18 protein-coding genes and 2 tRNA genes are annotated in these 16,144 nt (G+C 49.9%); 5 read left to right on the top strand and 15 right to left on the bottom strand.

Annotated elements, in window-relative coordinates:
* Position 1 precedes the first annotated feature (1 nt).
* Positions 2-754: a protein jag gene (locus GX147_06460; protein ID NLN60335.1), complete on the top strand. Its 753-nt coding sequence runs from the start codon at positions 2-4 to the stop codon at positions 752-754.
* Between the two features lie 23 nt (positions 755-777).
* Positions 778-2,163, top strand: coding sequence for a tRNA uridine-5-carboxymethylaminomethyl(34) synthesis GTPase MnmE (gene mnmE / locus GX147_06465; GenBank protein ID NLN60336.1), 1,386 nt, complete (start codon positions 778-780; stop codon positions 2,161-2,163).
* Between the two features lie 10 nt (positions 2,164-2,173).
* On the opposite strand, the gene GX147_06470 is transcribed toward mnmE, so the two are convergent.
* Entirely contained in the window at positions 2,174-2,788 is a 615-nt protein-coding gene (locus GX147_06470) for a class I SAM-dependent methyltransferase (protein ID NLN60337.1), read from the bottom strand.
* A 296-nt stretch (positions 2,789-3,084) separates the two neighbouring features.
* On the opposite strand from GX147_06470, the gene GX147_06475 reads away from it, so the two are divergent.
* The gene (locus tag GX147_06475) at positions 3,085-4,002 is read left to right on the top strand and encodes a sel1 repeat family protein (protein NLN60338.1); all 918 of its coding nucleotides are present in this window, start codon (positions 3,085-3,087) and stop codon (positions 4,000-4,002) included.
* 426 nt (positions 4,003-4,428) lie between these two features.
* Entirely contained in the window at positions 4,429-4,779 is a 351-nt protein-coding gene (locus GX147_06480) for a helix-turn-helix transcriptional regulator (GenBank protein ID NLN60339.1), read from the top strand.
* Positions 4,780-5,236: 457 nt separating this feature from the next.
* On the opposite strand, the gene GX147_06485 is transcribed toward GX147_06480, so the two are convergent.
* Positions 5,237-5,313 (bottom strand) — tRNA-Arg (locus GX147_06485).
* A 141-nt stretch (positions 5,314-5,454) separates the two neighbouring features.
* On the opposite strand from GX147_06485, the gene GX147_06490 reads away from it, so the two are divergent.
* On the top strand, positions 5,455-5,748 hold the full coding sequence (locus GX147_06490) for a hypothetical protein (protein ID NLN60340.1): 294 nt from the start codon (positions 5,455-5,457) through the stop codon (positions 5,746-5,748).
* 52 nt (positions 5,749-5,800) lie between these two features.
* On the opposite strand, the gene GX147_06495 is transcribed toward GX147_06490, so the two are convergent.
* From GX147_06495 to GX147_06555, 13 genes are all read right to left on the bottom strand, one after another.
* On the bottom strand, positions 5,801-6,166 hold the full coding sequence (locus GX147_06495) for a MerR family transcriptional regulator (GenBank protein ID NLN60341.1): 366 nt from the start codon (positions 6,164-6,166) through the stop codon (positions 5,801-5,803).
* Positions 6,167-6,382: 216 nt separating this feature from the next.
* Positions 6,383-6,658: an integration host factor subunit alpha gene (locus tag GX147_06500; protein NLN60342.1), complete on the bottom strand. Its 276-nt coding sequence runs from the start codon at positions 6,656-6,658 to the stop codon at positions 6,383-6,385.
* Between the two features lie 20 nt (positions 6,659-6,678).
* Positions 6,679-9,102, bottom strand: a complete 2,424-nt coding sequence (locus GX147_06505; GenBank protein ID NLN60343.1) for a phenylalanine--tRNA ligase subunit beta — start codon at positions 9,100-9,102, stop codon at positions 6,679-6,681.
* Positions 9,103-9,160: 58 nt separating this feature from the next.
* Positions 9,161-10,177 (bottom strand): phenylalanine--tRNA ligase subunit alpha, encoded by a 1,017-nt coding sequence (gene pheS, locus GX147_06510; protein NLN60344.1) that lies wholly within the window; start codon positions 10,175-10,177, stop codon positions 9,161-9,163.
* 6 nt (positions 10,178-10,183) lie between these two features.
* A complete protein-coding gene (rplT, locus tag GX147_06515; GenBank protein NLN60345.1) occupies positions 10,184-10,534 on the bottom strand; it encodes a 50S ribosomal protein L20 in 351 nt (116 codons plus the stop codon).
* A gap of 46 nt (positions 10,535-10,580) precedes the next feature.
* Positions 10,581-10,778 carry a 50S ribosomal protein L35 gene (rpmI, locus tag GX147_06520; protein NLN60346.1) on the bottom strand — a complete coding sequence of 66 codons (198 nt, stop codon included), beginning with the start codon at positions 10,776-10,778 and terminating at the stop codon, positions 10,581-10,583.
* A 37-nt stretch (positions 10,779-10,815) separates the two neighbouring features.
* A complete protein-coding gene (locus GX147_06525) occupies positions 10,816-11,325 on the bottom strand; it encodes a translation initiation factor IF-3 (GenBank protein NLN60347.1) in 510 nt (169 codons plus the stop codon).
* A gap of 77 nt (positions 11,326-11,402) precedes the next feature.
* Positions 11,403-13,319, bottom strand: coding sequence for a threonine--tRNA ligase (thrS, locus tag GX147_06530; protein ID NLN60348.1), 1,917 nt, complete (start codon positions 13,317-13,319; stop codon positions 11,403-11,405).
* Between the two features lie 168 nt (positions 13,320-13,487).
* Positions 13,488-13,562 (bottom strand) — tRNA-Val (locus GX147_06535).
* A 95-nt stretch (positions 13,563-13,657) separates the two neighbouring features.
* A complete protein-coding gene (locus tag GX147_06540; protein ID NLN60349.1) occupies positions 13,658-14,206 on the bottom strand; it encodes a CDP-diacylglycerol--glycerol-3-phosphate 3-phosphatidyltransferase in 549 nt (182 codons plus the stop codon).
* A 145-nt stretch (positions 14,207-14,351) separates the two neighbouring features.
* A complete protein-coding gene (locus GX147_06545; protein ID NLN60350.1) occupies positions 14,352-14,954 on the bottom strand; it encodes a DUF799 family lipoprotein in 603 nt (200 codons plus the stop codon).
* Positions 14,955-15,010: 56 nt separating this feature from the next.
* Positions 15,011-15,589, bottom strand: a complete 579-nt coding sequence (locus GX147_06550) for a hypothetical protein (protein NLN60351.1) — start codon at positions 15,587-15,589, stop codon at positions 15,011-15,013.
* A 103-nt stretch (positions 15,590-15,692) separates the two neighbouring features.
* Complete coding sequence (locus GX147_06555; protein NLN60352.1) at positions 15,693-16,022, bottom strand: hypothetical protein; 330 nt, start codon at positions 16,020-16,022, stop codon at positions 15,693-15,695.
* Positions 16,023-16,144: the final 122 nt, after the last annotated feature.

Raw genomic sequence — 16,144 nt, forward strand, 5'->3', positions numbered from 1 at the left:
CATGACACACTTAAAGGAATATGAAGGAAGAACGATTGATGAAGCCATCGAAAAGGCCTGTCAGTCATTGAACGTTCCCAGAGAGAGACTGAATATAGAAATCATTTCTGAGGGATCAACGGGTTTTTTGGGATTTGGATCAAAAAAAGCGCGCATCGGAGCCTCCTTGCTCGTATTTGAAATGCCCCCCACCGCGCCTGTGTCCGGAACAAAGGAAAATGGAGAACTTGACATTGTTTCCACAGAGGACACGTCAGAAGAAGTCGCTGGACAATCAGAAACCCCTGGAGAATCCGGCACAGAAAGCATCGGAGACAGGGCAAAGGAAATCCTCGAGGGCATTTTGACGCACATGTCCATGGAAGCCTCTGTCACGTTGGAGGAAGGGGAAGACCGGGTCATTTTAAACATTCACGGAGATGGGGGCGGCCTGCTGATCGGCAAGCGCGGGAAGAACCTGGACGCCCTTCAATATATCGTCAACAAGGCTTCGAACCGTCTGACCGATTCCCGAAAGATGATCGTCATCGATACGGAAGGCTACCGAAAACGACGGGAAGACTCCCTCGTCGCTTTGGCCAAGGAACTTGGAGAAAAGGCGCGGCGTACACAAAAACCGATTACGGTCAGTCACATGAACGCCCATAACAGGCGGATCATCCACATGGCCCTGCAAAACGAGGAGGGCCTCACCACGAAGAGCCGCGGAGAAGGTGAGTTCAGAAAAATCATTATCTTGCCTGACAGAAAGTAGCCTCTTCAACGCGGAGAAGGATATTGGCCTCTTCTGGTGATACCATAGCCGCCCTGGCAACGCCGTTTGGTTACGGAAGCGTTGGGATCATTCGGATCAGCGGAACCGGTGCCTTCAAAATTGCCCGGCGGATTTTTCGTCCAACCCGTCACACCCCCCATCCCGAATCGCACAGGCTTTACCACGGAGATATCGTTTCCCCTCAAAACGGGGCCTTGATCGATGAAGTCCTGTTGTGTTTTATGAACAAGCCGCACAGTTACACCGGCGAAGACACAGTAGAAATCAATTGCCATGGCGGGCCCCTTCTCATCAAAACAATTTTGCAGACAGTCCTCGATCTGGGAGCACGCCTCGCCGAACCGGGAGAATTCACCAAACGGGCTTTTTTGAACAACCGCCTTGATTTATCCCGGGCGGAAGCGATCCTCGATCTGGTTCGGGCCCGTACGGAAAGGGGACTCTCGGAAGCGGTGAACCGCCTCAAAGGATCGCTGGCAAATGCGGTGTCCGCCATTCAGGATAGACTGATGGATGTTCTGGCTGTACTGGAAGCCTCGATTGATTTTACCGAAGAGGATATACCGGAGATGGAGGCACTCCAGGCTTCAGCCCCTCTCGACGCTTGTCTTACCAAACTTTCAGCCCTGCTCGGCACCTATCGGAATGGAAGAATTTACCAGGATGGTTTGCGTGTTTTAATCATCGGCAAACCCAACGTCGGGAAATCCAGCCTTTTGAACGCCCTTCTGGAAACAAATCGGGCCATTGTCACCCCCATTCCGGGAACCACTCGTGATTTCATTGAAGAATCAATCCAAATCGGCGGCCTGCCTGTTTCCCTCACGGATACAGCGGGCATTCGCAAGACCACCGACGAAATCGAACTTCAGGGAATCGCCATGGTTTATCAGAAACTGGCCGACGCGGATGTGGTGATTGCGGTGTTCGATGGCAGCCGGCAGTTGGACGACGATGATCTCCTCGTAATGGAAAACACTGCGGACAAGGAACAGGTGATCGCCGTGATCAACAAGGAAGACCTTCCCACCCGCTTCGACACGAATGAACTCCTGAAGCGGCGCCCCTTATCGCGGCCTCTCCCCATATCGGCAAAATTCGAAACGGGCCTCTCCGCCCTGAAGGATGAAATATCCCGCCTTGCGCCGGCATCGGAGGTCCATGACCCCGGGGCGGTCCATATCACCAACATCCGACACTACCACGCGCTGTCCCAGGCGGCCTCTCTCATAGCCAAGGCGCGTGACCACATCCTTGAAGGTTCACCTCCGGAAATCGTGGCCGTCGACTTGGGGGACGCGCTGCATCAATTGGGTGAGGTCGAGGGCCGGACGCTGTCCGAGGATATTCTGGATAGAATTTTTTCCACGTTCTGCATCGGGAAGTAAAACAACCGTCTTATTTTTCCATCAGGAGCCATAAACCCCCGTCCTCGATGATCCTCATTTGTTGATCATGTAAAGCCGATCCGGCAATCATCTTTTCCAGATCCTTTAACGTTACACGAACCCGTCCCAATCTGTCGTTTAGTATTCTGGATTCATCGGCAATTTCATCGATCAACATCTGGGGGGTCTTTTCGCCGTATCCTCCTCCGACAAAAGCAACAGCACCGGGTTTCATGACCCGATAAATTTCCCTGAGCGCGGCCCCCCCTGGATCTAAAAAAAAATAAGCCCCGCGGATGACAATGAGGTCAAAGGTATCGCTACCATAAACCAGTGGAATAAGGTCACTTTTCCCCAAGGTTATGGAGGTGTCCAGCCGATTGTCCTCGATTTCCTGCCGCATGAGTCCGTAAACGTCTTCTTCGGCAACTGCGATGGTGATTTTCATGTCGGGATTCCCGTTCAGGAGGGCGAAGGATATGCCTCCGGAAAAAGGCCCCCATTCCAGGACCTCTCCCCCCCTCCTCTTGTAATAGTTCAACACCTGATCCGCAAGGTAAGGATAAATTTTTCCCCAGAGATGATTGACCCTCTTCAGATCATGCATATCCATTTTGCTTTTCATGCCCATACCTCCATCCGTCAATTCCTTTCCCGACAATCCCCTCCCCACATCCTTTCTCATTTTTCATACAACTTTTGTCAAGACAAAATCCCTTTCCATCAATTGGGAAAACCCCGTGAGACGATCAAGGGATAACATCGTGACCCTCCCTCGCCCCTCTCCGAGATCTCTGCCCGATCCGTCGGTGAAACTCCTCTTTGACTTTTAACAAGGGATTAATTAAAATTCCCCTTATTTCGTTGCGATGAATCCGACGAGAAGTTTTGAGAAACGATGGGCGAAGGAGGTGTCACTCTATGAAATCAGGATGCTTTTATATTCTGGCATGTCTTATGGTATTAACGTCCACCGCGTTTGCCGGGCTCTACGAAGATGGCCAGGCCGCCATGGAGAAGAAGGCATTCAGGAAAGCCATCACGTTATTCGAGTCAGATGCCAGGAAGGGTAATCCGAAATCTCAGTATAAACTGGGCTTGATCCACGAGGATGGCCAAGGGGTAAAAAAGAATCTTTCCAAGGCGCTTTACTGGTATGAAATGGCCGCCAAACAAGGACATCCCGAAGCCCAGCAGAGTCTCGGAATGATGTATCAGTGCGGACGTGGTGTAAAGCAAGACCTCGCTCAGGCAAAGTACTGGTTCGAGATGGCATCCAAAAACGGGACGCCTGCCGCCCAATTCGAGCTTGGAATGTTTTACCAAAAAGGACAGACAGTACCGTGCGATTACAAACAAGCCCTGTATTATTATGAGCTCGCGGCCAAACAAGGCTATGCCAAAGCACAGACGGCGATCGGCCTTTTTTATGCAGAAGGCCTCAGCATGCCGAAGGACTACAGGCAAGCTGCGCTTTGGTTTGATCTGGCGGCAAAACAGGGTGATCCTTCGGGGCAGTTCAATCTCGGGGTTCTCAATGAAAAAGGATTTGGTTTCCCCCAAAATTATAAGGAGGCGGCCCGCTGGTATAAAATGGCCGCAAAACAGGAATATGCGGATGCGCAGAACAATCTTGGATTCCTGTATTATAATGGCAAGGGTGTGGACAAGGACCTGATCATTTCCTATGCGCTTTTCAGTCTCGCTTACGACAATGGGAATTCCGATGCTTTTCAAAATTGTTACATTGCCGCATCGGGATTACCGCCCAAAAACCATCAACGAGCCAAGGCACTGGCGGGAGACCGCAAAAAACTTTATTCACTCATTGGAAACTAGCTTACTGTAACTGGTACCCCCGGTGCGAGTCGAACGCACGGCACACGGATGTTTTTATGAGTGGGGAGAAACCACAAAGGAAGGCAATTATGGCCGGGCAGGGTCAGGACGGACAAGGGGTGAACTTTCAGAAATAGAACCCGCTTGCATTATACTATTTATTAGTATAGAATAAAGTCATGACATGGACGGTTGAGATTGCAAGGCAGTCGGTAAAACAGGTGGTAAAACTGCCAATAAGAGCAAAAGAGGCATTAACTGGACTTATCAGGGACATGGAAGCAAACGGGCCTATCCGGGGCGATTGGCCGAATTTCAGCGCACTATCAAATAACCGTTACCATTGCCACTTGAAAAAAGGCCGTCCCACATACGTGGCAATATGGGAAGTCAAAAACAAGGAAATAAGATTAATTGAGGTGATATATGCAGGCACACACGAAAAAGCACCCTACTAAAACCGTTGAACTTCGATTCATCGGACCGATTGTGAACACAGCGCGGGCCATTGAGGCCTTAAAGCTTTTGGGGTTTGTCGATACGTCTGATGCTGTTCCTTGGCGGGAGGTTCTGGAACACAAAGATGAGGAATTACCGGGCACCTGTCTGCGTGGGGGGCGATACCGGGAAGGATTGACACAGGTTAAACTTGCCGAATTGACCGGCATTCCCCAGCGGCATATCAGCGAAATGGAAAGCGGCAAGCGACCTATCGGTAAGGAAACGGCAAAGCGCCTGGGGAAGGCATTAAACATAAGCTATAAGGTCTTTTTATAGAATATTGAGGGGAGTGCGCCCGGGATTTTCAGTCAATACAACCTGAAAAAACTTAAAGGCCTATCACAGACTGATAACGCTTTCACAGATGATCCAATCAAGTATCGGGCTTTTAATTTTCTTCTTGCTGAATGTTATCCCGACTAGCCGGAGTCATCGACAGAATACCGCAAATAGTAATCTTGAGCGCGTTCAGCGGGGCGAATATGAGACAGGGAGAAAGAACAGACCTGGTACGTTCGGCAAATCACCGGCGATAAACAAGCCACCCTCGAATATGCGACAAGGACAAACAAACGCCGATGCTATAAGAAAAAAGTCGGAAGAGCAAAAATGGAACCCGCTTTCATGACGGGTTTTTTGTGCATGAATTTCAAAAGTGGGGAGAGAATGGGGACAAAACGAGCAAGGCAAGAAAAAAGGGGTTAAACGAAACCGCTTAAGCCCTTGATTTTACTGGTACCCCCGGTGCGAGTCGAACGCACGGCACACGGATTAGGAATCCGTTTCTCTATCCTTCTGAGATACGAGGGCACACAAAATAACGCCTTCTACCACGGTTGTGCAAAAGCTGTCAAGACGTTAAAGAATTTCCCCTTGACAGAGAAATAACCATTTGTTAATGAAGCAGACCCTCGGAATATCTTTTCCGAAAATATTAGAGGTGAATATTATATGCTGTGTCAAACCATCAAGGAAGGTATTGAGTGTACATTCATGACCAAGAGGGGCTGCTCGTTTATGGGTGGCACCTGTATTACAGTCGTTGAGGACTGCGTCGCCTGCAACAAGATCGTTGAATATCCAACCGGTCAGTATTGCAAGGTGTACGCAGACCCAGGGAGCCGATGGATTACGGGTAGGTGCGCCATTGCATCCCACACCGCCCGGGACATCAAGGAATCAGCACAGAAGATCAACCCCATGAAGGCTTCAAAGCGTGCCAGCAAAGGCGGGGGGAAAAAGTAACCTCTCTCATCAGAAAAAAGGCGGTTGGGATTTTGCTTGTCCAAACCGCCTTTTAGCCGTTTTGCCTTGTTTGATTCCGGCCATCAATCAAATCAAGAATCCCTATCAGAACCTTCTTTATTTCGACAAGTCTTTCGTGATTTGTGTCGGCCCCTCTATCTGTCTTTTGCCGGGCCACCTCAGCCAGATGCTGTTTGGCGCCCTGGATAGTGTACCGCCGCTCATACAGGAGTTTCCGGATTAAAAGAAGGGCATCGACGTCCTTTTTGCGGTAAAGCCGATGTCCGGAGGGTGTTCGGACGGGCTTCAGGATCTTGAATTCCGTTTCCCAAAAACGTATCACATAAGGTTTGACTTGGAGAATCTTGCCAACCTCGCCAATGCGAAAAAAGGCCTTATCGGGAAGATTGTCATCCATGAAATCCTAAATCCCCATATATCCATATATCGCTGAAACCGTAAAAAATCAGAATTTGCAATGTATGCCGATGTAACGTATTGAAATTACCTAATACATATTTTCAATAATGACCGTTCCCTGACTTTTCACGCGTTCATCATATATTGATTCGTTGCCCTGAATATCTCCAGGATTTCAGGCAAGGAATTAGGATTTTTCTCTCTTGAATCTGAATCAATCGTTCAGGGCGCGCCGTAAAACCTGGCTGGATTTGAACGTCAGAACCTTCCTTGCCGAAATAGAAATCTCCTCACCGGTCTGGGGATTGCGACCGCGACGCGCTTTCTTTTCCTTGACGGCAAAGTTGCCGAAACCGGAAATTTTGATTTTTTCCCCTTTGGCGAGGCTGTCTTTCATCAACTCAAAAACAGACTCGACAATCCTGGCAGAATCCTTCTTGGGAATCCCCAGCTTCTCATATACATCCTGAATAATATCAATCTTGGTCATTATTCCCTCCTTACAGGATACTAATAATTTTCCCCTCTGATTTTTGCGTCGGTGGCTTCAAGTATTTGACTGATGATAGCCTGGTGAACTTCGTTCACTTCGTCGTCTTTCAATGTTTTGTTCAGGGAACGGTAAGAGAACCTGACGCCCAGACTTTTCATTCCCTCCGGTATGCCCTCGCCGACATATATATCGAATATATTGATTTTTTCAAGCAATTCCTCTTCGCTTCGCCTGCCCAGGCGGATGATGTCCGCCGCCTCGATTTCATGGCGAATCAAAAGGGCAACATCCCGGACAATGGCGGGAAATTTGGAAACCTCCCGATAATTGACAGTATCCGTAAAATGACGACAGAGAACATCGATGTCCAGCTCGAAAACCAGAGCCGGGTTCCTTAAATCCATGGTTCTCTGCACATCAGGATGGAGTTCACCCAAGAATCCAAGAGGTTCCTGCCTGATGGCAATCCCGCAACTCCGGCCGGGATGGAGAAACGGTTCAACATGGGACGCGTCATAGGTGACTTCGGACAAACGCAGCCCATCAAAAAGGTCCTGCACCACGCCTTTAAGATTGTAAAAATCCGCGGGCTTTTCTTTCAGATGCCAGAAATCGTCATAGGCCAAACCGGTCATCAATCCACCCAGACGTTCCTTTTCCAAAGGTTGCCGACCTCTGTTCGAATCAATGAATATTTTACCGAGTTCAAAAATTTTCATGTTATGGCAACCGTTGTTGGCGTTATTTTTCATGGTATCCAACAGATTGTAAACCAGTGTCGTGCGCATGACGGCCTGGTCGTCCGTCAGAGGATTGGCGATCCGCAGCATTCGGGAACGTTCGTCATCTTCCGGGATATTCAGAATATCACGGGATTTTGCAGTGATAAAACTGTAGTGGATCGTTTCTGAAAAGCCGCAACCGTTAAGTATCCGGCGTATTCTTTCGTCCAAGACCTGCTTGGTCTCTTTTAAAAGAGGTTTAACCGCCACCCGGGGTAGGGCTGAACCGATTCGGTCATAGCCTATCATACGGGCCACTTCCTCAATCAGATCGATTTCCCGGGAAATATCAACCCGGTAGCTCGGGGGATCCACGGAATAGCTTCCCGGGATATCGGCCGTACTGACCGTCATACCCAGATTGATCATCGTATGGACGATTTCTTCCTCTTTCAGGCTGGAACCCAGAACGCGGTTCACGCGACCGATCCGAAGGGGAATGGCCTGTGGCGCTTCAATCTTGATCGGATATTCATCCACCATACCCCGGCAGATCTCCCCTCCCGATGTTTCCGCGATCAACTGCGCCGCCCGGTCAAGCGCCCTTACCACCCCACCGGGATCGATTCCCCGCTCAAAACGAAATGCCGCATCCGTACTCATACCCAGCCAACGGGCCGATTTACGGATCGATGACGGCTGAAAATAGGCGCTCTCCAGAAAAATCATTTCCGTTTCATTCTTTACCTCAGAATTGAGACCGCCCATGATTCCGCCGATGGCGACAGGCTTCTTCCCGTCACAGATCATCAGCGTGTCCCCTCGCAGCGTTCGTTCCTTCCCATCCAGCGATACGAAGGATTCGCCGGCGCGTGAACGGCGCACAACAATCCTTCCCTCCTCCAGAAAATGGTAATCGAAGGCATGAAGCGGCTGGCCAAATTCCATCATACCAAAGTTTGTCACATCAACCACATTGTTGATCGCCCGGAGCCCCACCGCCTCCAACCGCTGTTTCAGCCAATACGGCGAAGGTCCTATCTTGACGTTTTTCAGAAGCCTCGCCGTATAACGGGGGCAGAGGTCAGGATCCTCGATCCTGACAGACGTCATCCCTCCCGTCTCCTCCTCGGTTTCCTTGATGGTTATCTCCGGATATTTGATGGAAGAGCCCGTCAGAGCCGCAATTTCCCGGGCGATGCCGATCATGCTGAGGCAATCCGAACGATTCGGCGTGACACCGATGTCGAGAACCGTATCACCCAGATCAAGGGCCTGGGCCAGGTCTTCCCCCAGGGATAATCGGGAAGGCAGGATCATAATACCCGTATTATCGCTCCCGATACCCAGCTCCTCTTCCGAACAAAGCATCCCTTCGGACAATTCTCCCCGAATCCGAGAGCGTTTGATCGAATAACCGCCTGGGATCGTTGCCCCTACCCGGGCCAGAGGTACGATATCGCCTTTCCCGATGTTGGACGCACCGCAGACCACCGGAAACTCTTCCAGCCCCGTTGAAATACGGCAAAGGGATAGCTTATCGGCATCGGGATGCGGAGCAAGGGAAAGTATCTTCGCCACAACCACCCCGGTAAATGCGGGTTCCCTTCTCTCCAACCTCTCGACTTCAAGACCGGCCATGGTCAATTTCTCGGCGAGGTCTTCGGGTGTCAGATCGAATTCAATATAATCTTTAAGCCACTTGATGCTAACCTGCATAAGTCATCCGCCAATCCCTCAGGGAACAAAATCCTCGAAGGATTCCATAAAAAGGTACTCAAAATTGTTCCAGGAATCTCCAGTCATTTTCAAAAAAGAGACGGATGTCTGAAATGCCGTACTTCAGCATGGCAATCCGCTCAATTCCGAGCCCGAAAGCAAATCCTGTGTATTCCTCGGGATCATAGCCGACGTTTTTGAAAACCTCGGGATCGACCATTCCCGAGCCCAGAATTTCCAGCCAGCCGGTCTGAGCGCAGACGCGACACCCCTCTCCACGGCAAATGACACACTGAATATCGACTTCAGCACTCGGTTCGGTAAAGGGGAAAAAACTCGGACGAAAACGGAGAGCCGTATCGGCGCCGAACAACTCCTGCAGAAAAACCGTCAGGATCCCCTTCAGATCGGCAAAACTGATCCCCTTATCAACCAAAAGACCTTCAATTTGATGAAACATGGGGGTATGCGAAATATCCGAATCGGGCCGATAAACCCGGCCGGGCGACAAAATCCTGACCGGCGGCGCCTGCTTCAACATGGTACGGATCTGAACGGGTGAGGTGTGGGTCCGCAGAACGATATTATCCTCAATATAAAAGGTATCCTGCATATCACGCGCAGGATGATCTTTGGGTATGTTGAGGGCTTCGAAATTATAGTAATCCAACTCGACTTCCGGCCCCTCCACAATGGAAAAGCCGAAAGAGAAAAAAATCGAGCAGATTTCATTTTTTACCTGGGTTATGGGATGCAGCTTCCCCGGTCTGATCCGACGACCCTCCAAGGTGACATCAATTTTCCCTTTGGAAAGGGTATCGTCCTTTTCGGCGACCTTGATCCCGGCCAGAGCAATCTCGATCCTTTCAGTCAAAACCTCCTTGATCTCGTTTCCCCGTTTGCCGAAAAGGGGGCGTTCTTCCGCGGGTACATGACCGATATTTCGGAGAAGGCCCGTCAACAGCCCCTTTCTTCCCAAATAGCGGGTTTTAACTTCAAAAAGGTCTTTTTCAGTCCGGGCCGCCGAAATTTCGGCCTCTGCCTTTTTCTGGAGGTCTTCCAGTCCTGCAATCATGGCAATCTATTCATTCTTTGCCGTGGCAGCTATCTTGGAAAACGTATCCGGATCGTTCACCGCAAGATCGGCCAATATTTTTCGGTCAAGTACCAGACCGGCCTTCCTGATCCCCGCTATAAAACGGCTGTAACTGACCCCATTCATCCTGGCAGCGGCATTGATACGGGCAATCCAGAGTTGCCGAAAATCTCTTTTTCTAACCCTTCTGTCTCGATAGGCATATCTCATAGATCGATCCACGGCTTCCGTCGCCGTCCGCAACAGCCGGCTTCTCGCCCCAAAAAAACCTTTGGCCCATTTGAGGATCTTTCTTCTCTTTTTTCTTGCGGCAATGCTTCTTTTTACCCTTGGCATTGTTTTGCGCCTCCTAATTTTTCACAGTCGGTACATAGAAACGATTTTACAGGTAGGGAATGAGTTTTTTGATTCCTCTGACGTCGCTGGCATCAAGGATCACCGATTTTCGTAACTTTCGTTTTCTTTTCGCTGTCTTCGAGGTCAATATGTGGCTTGATCCCGCCTTGCGCATTTTCACTTTCCCGCTTCCTGTAATCGAAAAGCGCTTGGCCGCTCCCCGATGCGTCTTTAATTTCGGCATTCCTCTACTCCTCTTTTTTTGTGATCCTTCTCCTGTTTTATTTCTTTGGAGAGACAATCATGATCATGCTCCTTCCTTCCAACCTTGGCTCCTGATCAAAAACTGCCAGATCCTCCAGTCGTTGTTTCACACTCTCCATGATTTTCCGGCCTATATCCGTATAAACAATTTCCCGGCCTCGGAACATCATCGAAATTTTCACCTTGTCCTGCTGTTCCAAAAACTTTCTGATTCGCTTGATTTTCACTTCCAGGTCATGTTCTTCCGTCTTGGGACGGAATCTCACTTCCTTGACCTGGACGGTGGTTTGATGTTTTTTGGCAATCTGCTGCTTTTTACTCTGCTGGTATCTGAATTTTCCATAGTCCATGATCCGGCACACAGGCGGATCAGCATTCGGAGAAACCTCGACGACGTCAAGTCTCATCCGGGCAGCTTCTTCCAAAGCCTCCGCAAGAGAAATGATTCCCAGTTGTTTTCCCTCCGCGTCAATCACCCTTACCTGGGGGGCCTTGATCTCACGATTCACCCTTAGATCCTTAGCTATATGACACCTCCTGTCAAAAAAGTGTTGATCCTGCAGTGGAATCGGGGCCGATGACCCTCAATTCCAAGGCATCTTCATCATTTATATTGTCGGCACTGCTCTCGAACCAGATCGATGAAGGCCTCCACCGGCATGGCGTCCAGATTCCCGCCATCCCGCATGCGCGGCGTAACCGTTTCCGTCTGGACTTCCCGATCTCCGATAACCAGCATGTAAGGTATCCTCTGCAACCGCCCTTCCCGGATCTTGTATCCTAACTTTTCGTTTCGGACATCGCGCTCGACACGTACCCCCGCCTCAAGCATTTTCCGGTACACGGCTTCCGCATAGGGGATCTGGGCATCCGTTACCGTGGCGAGCACAGCCTGGACCGGTGAAAGCCACAATGGGAACGCACCAGCATAATGTTCGATCAATACGCCCATGAAACGTTCGATGGCACCAAGAATCACCCGATGCAACATAATCGGCCGATGTTTTTCTCCGTCCTTTCCCACATAGGCAAGATCAAATCGGTCGGGAAGAGTAAAATCGCACTGGATTGTAGCGCATTGCCATCTTCGTTTCAAAGCATCTTTCAGTTTAAAATCGATTTTGGGACCATAAAAAGCCCCATCCCCCTCGTTGACCTCGTACCGTATCCCCTTGTCTTTCAGAGCGCCGATCAGCGCGGATGCAGCCAACTCCCAATCGGTGTCACTGCCGATCGAATCAGCCGGTCGGGTACTGAGTTCGACCTCGTACTCAAAGCCGAAAATCCCCATAGCATAATGAACAAAATCTGTCACGGCTTTGATTTCTTCATCCAACTGTTCCGGGGTGCAGAGAATATGGGCATCATCCTGTGTAAACTGACGAGCCCGGAGCAGCCCGTGCAGCACCCCTGTCTTTTCATGCCGGTGAACGGTGCCCAGTTCAAAATAACGCAGAGGCAGATCGCGATAACTCCGGATCTTCGATTTATAGATGAGCATATGTGAAAGGCAGTTCATGGGTTTGATCCCATACAACTGTTCTTCCACTTCCGTAAAGTACATATTCTCCCGATAATGATCAAAATGGCCCGATTTTTTCCAGAGATCCACTTTCAGAATCTGCGGCCCCATGACCATATCGTACCCACGTTTCAAATGTTCCTTTCTTTCCCATTCTTCAATGATATAGCGTAAAAGCATCCCTTTAGGGTGGAAGATGATCAAGCCCGCACCGGCTTCCTCGCTGACCTGAAAGAGGTCGAGTTCTCTGCCCAAGCGGCGGTGATCCCTTTTTTTTGCCTCATCCAGGAGCTGCAGATATTCCTTGAGATCCTCCTGCGTCGTAAATCCCGTCCCATAAATCCGCTGGAGCATCTTGTTGCGTTCATCTCCGCGCCAATAGGCCCCCGCGACATTCAACAATTTGAAGGCCTTGATCATACCCGTTGTTGGAATATGGGGGCCCCTGCACAGATCGATATAATTGCCCTGACGATAGAGACTGACCTGTTCAACATCGGGCGGAAGATCCTGGATCAGTTCGATTTTATATGGTTCACTTCTCTCCCTGAATACGGCAACAGCTTCATCCCGGGACATTTCCTGCCTGATAAAGGCATGATCGGCTGCGATAATCTGATGCATCCGTTTCTCGATTGTTTCCAAATCATCCGGCGTAAAGGTCTCTTTGTATTCGAAGTCATAATAAAATCCATCCTCAATGGAAGGACCGATGCTGACCTTGGCGCCCACAAAGCTTTCCTGAACGGCCTGAGCCATGACATGAGAAATGCTGTGGCGCAGAATAGCCAAGCCTTTCTTCGACGAAGCATCAACGAAGGATACCGCCGCCGGACGGTCAAGGGGATGGTTCATATCCACCAAATTCCGATCAACCTCCGCGGCCACCGTCGTTTTCACCAAGGCGGGCTTCCAATCGCCAAGAATACGGCTTAATGTCACCCCTTCTTCATATTCAATAACGGATTGGTCCGGTAAAGTGACTTTAATCATTCCCATATACCATCTCACATACCCAAGGAATCAATATTCCTTCATGTTTTTTCTCTTCCTCTATTGTATGATGCGAGAGGACCTTAAAAAGAGAGGGCATCATCCTTGACAACAGCTGATGCCCTCATTCTGTAAACTACATTAACCCGCACATGCCTGTCAGTGATTATTAAGTGGTAGGCACGCAGGGATTTGAACCCTGGACATCCACCGCGTCAGGATGGCGCTCTCCCCCTGAGCTACGTGCCTACAAGTATCCCAGCCTTTGAAAGGAGGGCATTTCTAACAATAAAAAAACATTATGTCAAGAACAAATTGTTGATTCCAGCGGAGTTTACCCCCCTTCAGTCCTGGGCTGAAAGGGTATTGAAATAGCGCATACCCACCACGATATACCGGAGTCCGGAGACAATGGTAAAAAGGGCGGTGAGCCAGTAAAGAAAGAGGATCCAGCTGAAATCGATCGCTTCAGGCAGGCTTTTCAGAACAAGGACCAACAGCACGGTGATAATTTGGAGAGTCGTTGTTATTTTGCTGACCAGAATCGGTTTGATGTCGAAGGGAACCGACATCATGAAAAGAACAGATATGCCGACCAGAATAATGACATCCCGGCTGATCACGACCACCGTCAGCCAACCGGGGATGATTTTTTCAATGGCAAGGGTCAAAAAACAGGTTATGAGAAGCGCCTTGTCGGCAATTGGATCCAAATAAGCGCCCAGTATGGTCCTCTGGCGTAACAAGCGGGCCAAAAACCCGTCCAGGGCATCGGTGACGCCGGAAATGGAAAAAATGATCAGCGCTTTAATGTATTCCCCGTCGATAAGGAAAATGACGATGAGCGGAACCAAAAGGATCCTCAGCAGGGTCAGAAGATTAGGGATGTTCATGCGTTGGTTTACTCAGTTTTTTCCCGGTCACTCGTCATGCAGAATCCGGTTCATGGTTACAGCCGCGTAGCCCACAAGAAGTGACTGAACGGCCTTGGACGGTCAAATGAAAGCGTTCCGGCCAGGCAACGCTGAAGAACGTCCATCAGCCGACTGCATCCGGTCCCTCGGGAAAGGTTTTCATAACTTTTTTGACGATCTCACCGATGGCCGCTTCGTAATCCTGAAAAGATTTCATTTCAAGTCCCCGACGGGTAAACCCGAAGTTTCGTGTTGAGGCGTCTTGTTTAGCCTGCCATAGCGTTTCGCCGGTTTTGGTGCTCCTCATTTCAAATGACAATTCAACCCGCGTGGGGGCATACATGGGACGATATTTCGTCTTCATTTCCGTGATCCTGCAGTAAAGCACACCGTCAACACCCATCAGTTCACCCACGGTCATGGGCGGCACAGCCTCACTGGATACGGGTTTGCCCTCATAAATCCTTGCCAGTCTCTCGTCGATTATTCTGGTCGAAATTTTCGGATATCCCTTAAAAAACAGTTCGTCAATCAAACGCTGGCGCACAATCTGTCCGATCACGGGGTCCGCCACATGGTTTATCACCGGCAATACGGCGATCGATGAGGGCATGGGCTTGGTTTTTTCCGGCTTCAGCGAAAGGGGCGAAGCCTTCTTATTATGGCCGCAGGCCACCAACAGAAAACAAACTAAAAGGACGGACAAATAAAGATATTTTTTCGACATGATTCCCTCTCCAAACCACGTTGTACGCGACAGCAAAGGCGGCCCGTTCGCCACCGTCAGCGGCGAATGCTCCCCGTTATCTCATCCCCCATGACTGCCTGGACATCAAATGGTAAATCCAGCGATGTCACACAATCGGAAGGGCCCATAATAGTCAGGCGAAAGCTGACTTCCCGCCAGGCAAAGCGTGCGGGGATGACCTTCTGAACACAGGGCAAACCGCGCTTCAAGTAGTCCTGCAAGTGTACATATTCCTCATAACTGCGAACATCATGCACGGTCAGGGTGATACGCTTTTCTGATTCCGCATGTCGGGCGGTTTCAAAACCCAGGGCACGTAATCTGTCCGCCATGATCCCGACGAAGAGGGTTGCGCTGATCCTGACCTGATAGTCCGACTGTGTGTGGGATTCCGCTAAAACTCCGTATTTCTGAATATAATCATTTTTTTGTTTTGCAATATGGCGCCAGGCGTCTCCGTATCGCCCCGGTGATGATCCAGGGGGGAGAACCAAACGAATGGCCTCTTTCAATGCGTTGGCCAAGGCGTTTTCGACGGCCCTGTCCCGTGCCTGAGAAAGACTCTGCTGACCAACGATACCGACTCCTTCCGTTTCAAAGTCCACTGTTTCCATGTCCGCGTCCGCCTGGACGGAGGCCGGGGAAAATAACAATATCGTGGTTGCCAGAATCAATACCGTTATAAAAAACGATCCCTCTATTTTCCAAGAAACCCTGTTAAGCCCCATGCACTGTTTGATGTTTCTTTTCCGCTTCCTCTTCATTCCTTAACTGTGCAATTTCTTCGCGAATGATCCGTTCCGCGATGGCCGGGAAAAGTTCCCGCGCAATATTCTCCGTAACGTCTCTCAAGTGCTCTATGATCTCTTCCCTGGTCAGGGATTCCGTGGAAAGAGCCGGTCCTTCTTCGGTTACGACATCAACGAGCTCATAAACCGTCCGTCTCAGAAGGGGTTCCCCGCGATCCATAACCGTTTCTGTTTCCACCACATCCACTAGATCGAATACTTTCCTGTCCGTTTCCGGCGTAGCCCCGAATTCACCCATGGCGCCCTGTCCCTCTGTTTCTTTATTCCACCCTGTCCGCAGACCTTCCCCGTCTTTTTCTCAATCAACTTAATTATCTATTCGCCTTTTGTGTTACCATAACCGCGTTCCCAGTTCAAGAT

Source organism: Deltaproteobacteria bacterium, assembly GCA_012522415.1.
In the GTDB taxonomy this organism is placed as follows: domain Bacteria; phylum Desulfobacterota; class Syntrophia; order Syntrophales; family JAAYKM01; genus JAAYKM01.

Excerpts from the sequence above, each read along its gene's own strand:
- GX147_06555 (NLN60352.1), bottom strand. The coding sequence starts at position 16,022 with ATGGGTGAATTCGGGGCTACGCCGGAAACGGACAGGAAAGTATTCGAT.
- GX147_06480 (NLN60339.1), top strand. The coding sequence starts at position 4,429 with ATGCAGGCACACACGAAAAAGCACCCTACTAAAACCGTTGAACTTCGA.
- GX147_06545 (NLN60350.1), bottom strand. The coding sequence starts at position 14,954 with ATGTCGAAAAAATATCTTTATTTGTCCGTCCTTTTAGTTTGTTTTCTG.
- GX147_06460 (NLN60335.1), top strand. The coding sequence starts at position 2 with ATGACACACTTAAAGGAATATGAAGGAAGAACGATTGATGAAGCCATC.
- GX147_06475 (NLN60338.1), top strand. The coding sequence starts at position 3,085 with ATGAAATCAGGATGCTTTTATATTCTGGCATGTCTTATGGTATTAACG.
- GX147_06540 (NLN60349.1), bottom strand. The coding sequence starts at position 14,206 with ATGAACATCCCTAATCTTCTGACCCTGCTGAGGATCCTTTTGGTTCCG.
- pheS (NLN60344.1), bottom strand. The coding sequence starts at position 10,177 with ATGATTGCAGGACTGGAAGACCTCCAGAAAAAGGCAGAGGCCGAAATT.
- rpmI (NLN60346.1), bottom strand. The coding sequence starts at position 10,778 with ATGCCGAAATTAAAGACGCATCGGGGAGCGGCCAAGCGCTTTTCGATT.
- GX147_06505 (NLN60343.1), bottom strand. The coding sequence starts at position 9,102 with ATGCAGGTTAGCATCAAGTGGCTTAAAGATTATATTGAATTCGATCTG.
- GX147_06500 (NLN60342.1), bottom strand. The coding sequence starts at position 6,658 with ATGACCAAGATTGATATTATTCAGGATGTATATGAGAAGCTGGGGATT.
- GX147_06495 (NLN60341.1), bottom strand. The coding sequence starts at position 6,166 with ATGGATGACAATCTTCCCGATAAGGCCTTTTTTCGCATTGGCGAGGTT.
- thrS (NLN60348.1), bottom strand. The coding sequence starts at position 13,319 with ATGGGAATGATTAAAGTCACTTTACCGGACCAATCCGTTATTGAATAT.
- GX147_06490 (NLN60340.1), top strand. The coding sequence starts at position 5,455 with ATGCTGTGTCAAACCATCAAGGAAGGTATTGAGTGTACATTCATGACC.
- rplT (NLN60345.1), bottom strand. The coding sequence starts at position 10,534 with ATGCCAAGGGTAAAAAGAAGCATTGCCGCAAGAAAAAAGAGAAGAAAG.
- GX147_06470 (NLN60337.1), bottom strand. The coding sequence starts at position 2,788 with ATGAAAAGCAAAATGGATATGCATGATCTGAAGAGGGTCAATCATCTC.
- GX147_06550 (NLN60351.1), bottom strand. The coding sequence starts at position 15,589 with ATGGAAACAGTGGACTTTGAAACGGAAGGAGTCGGTATCGTTGGTCAG.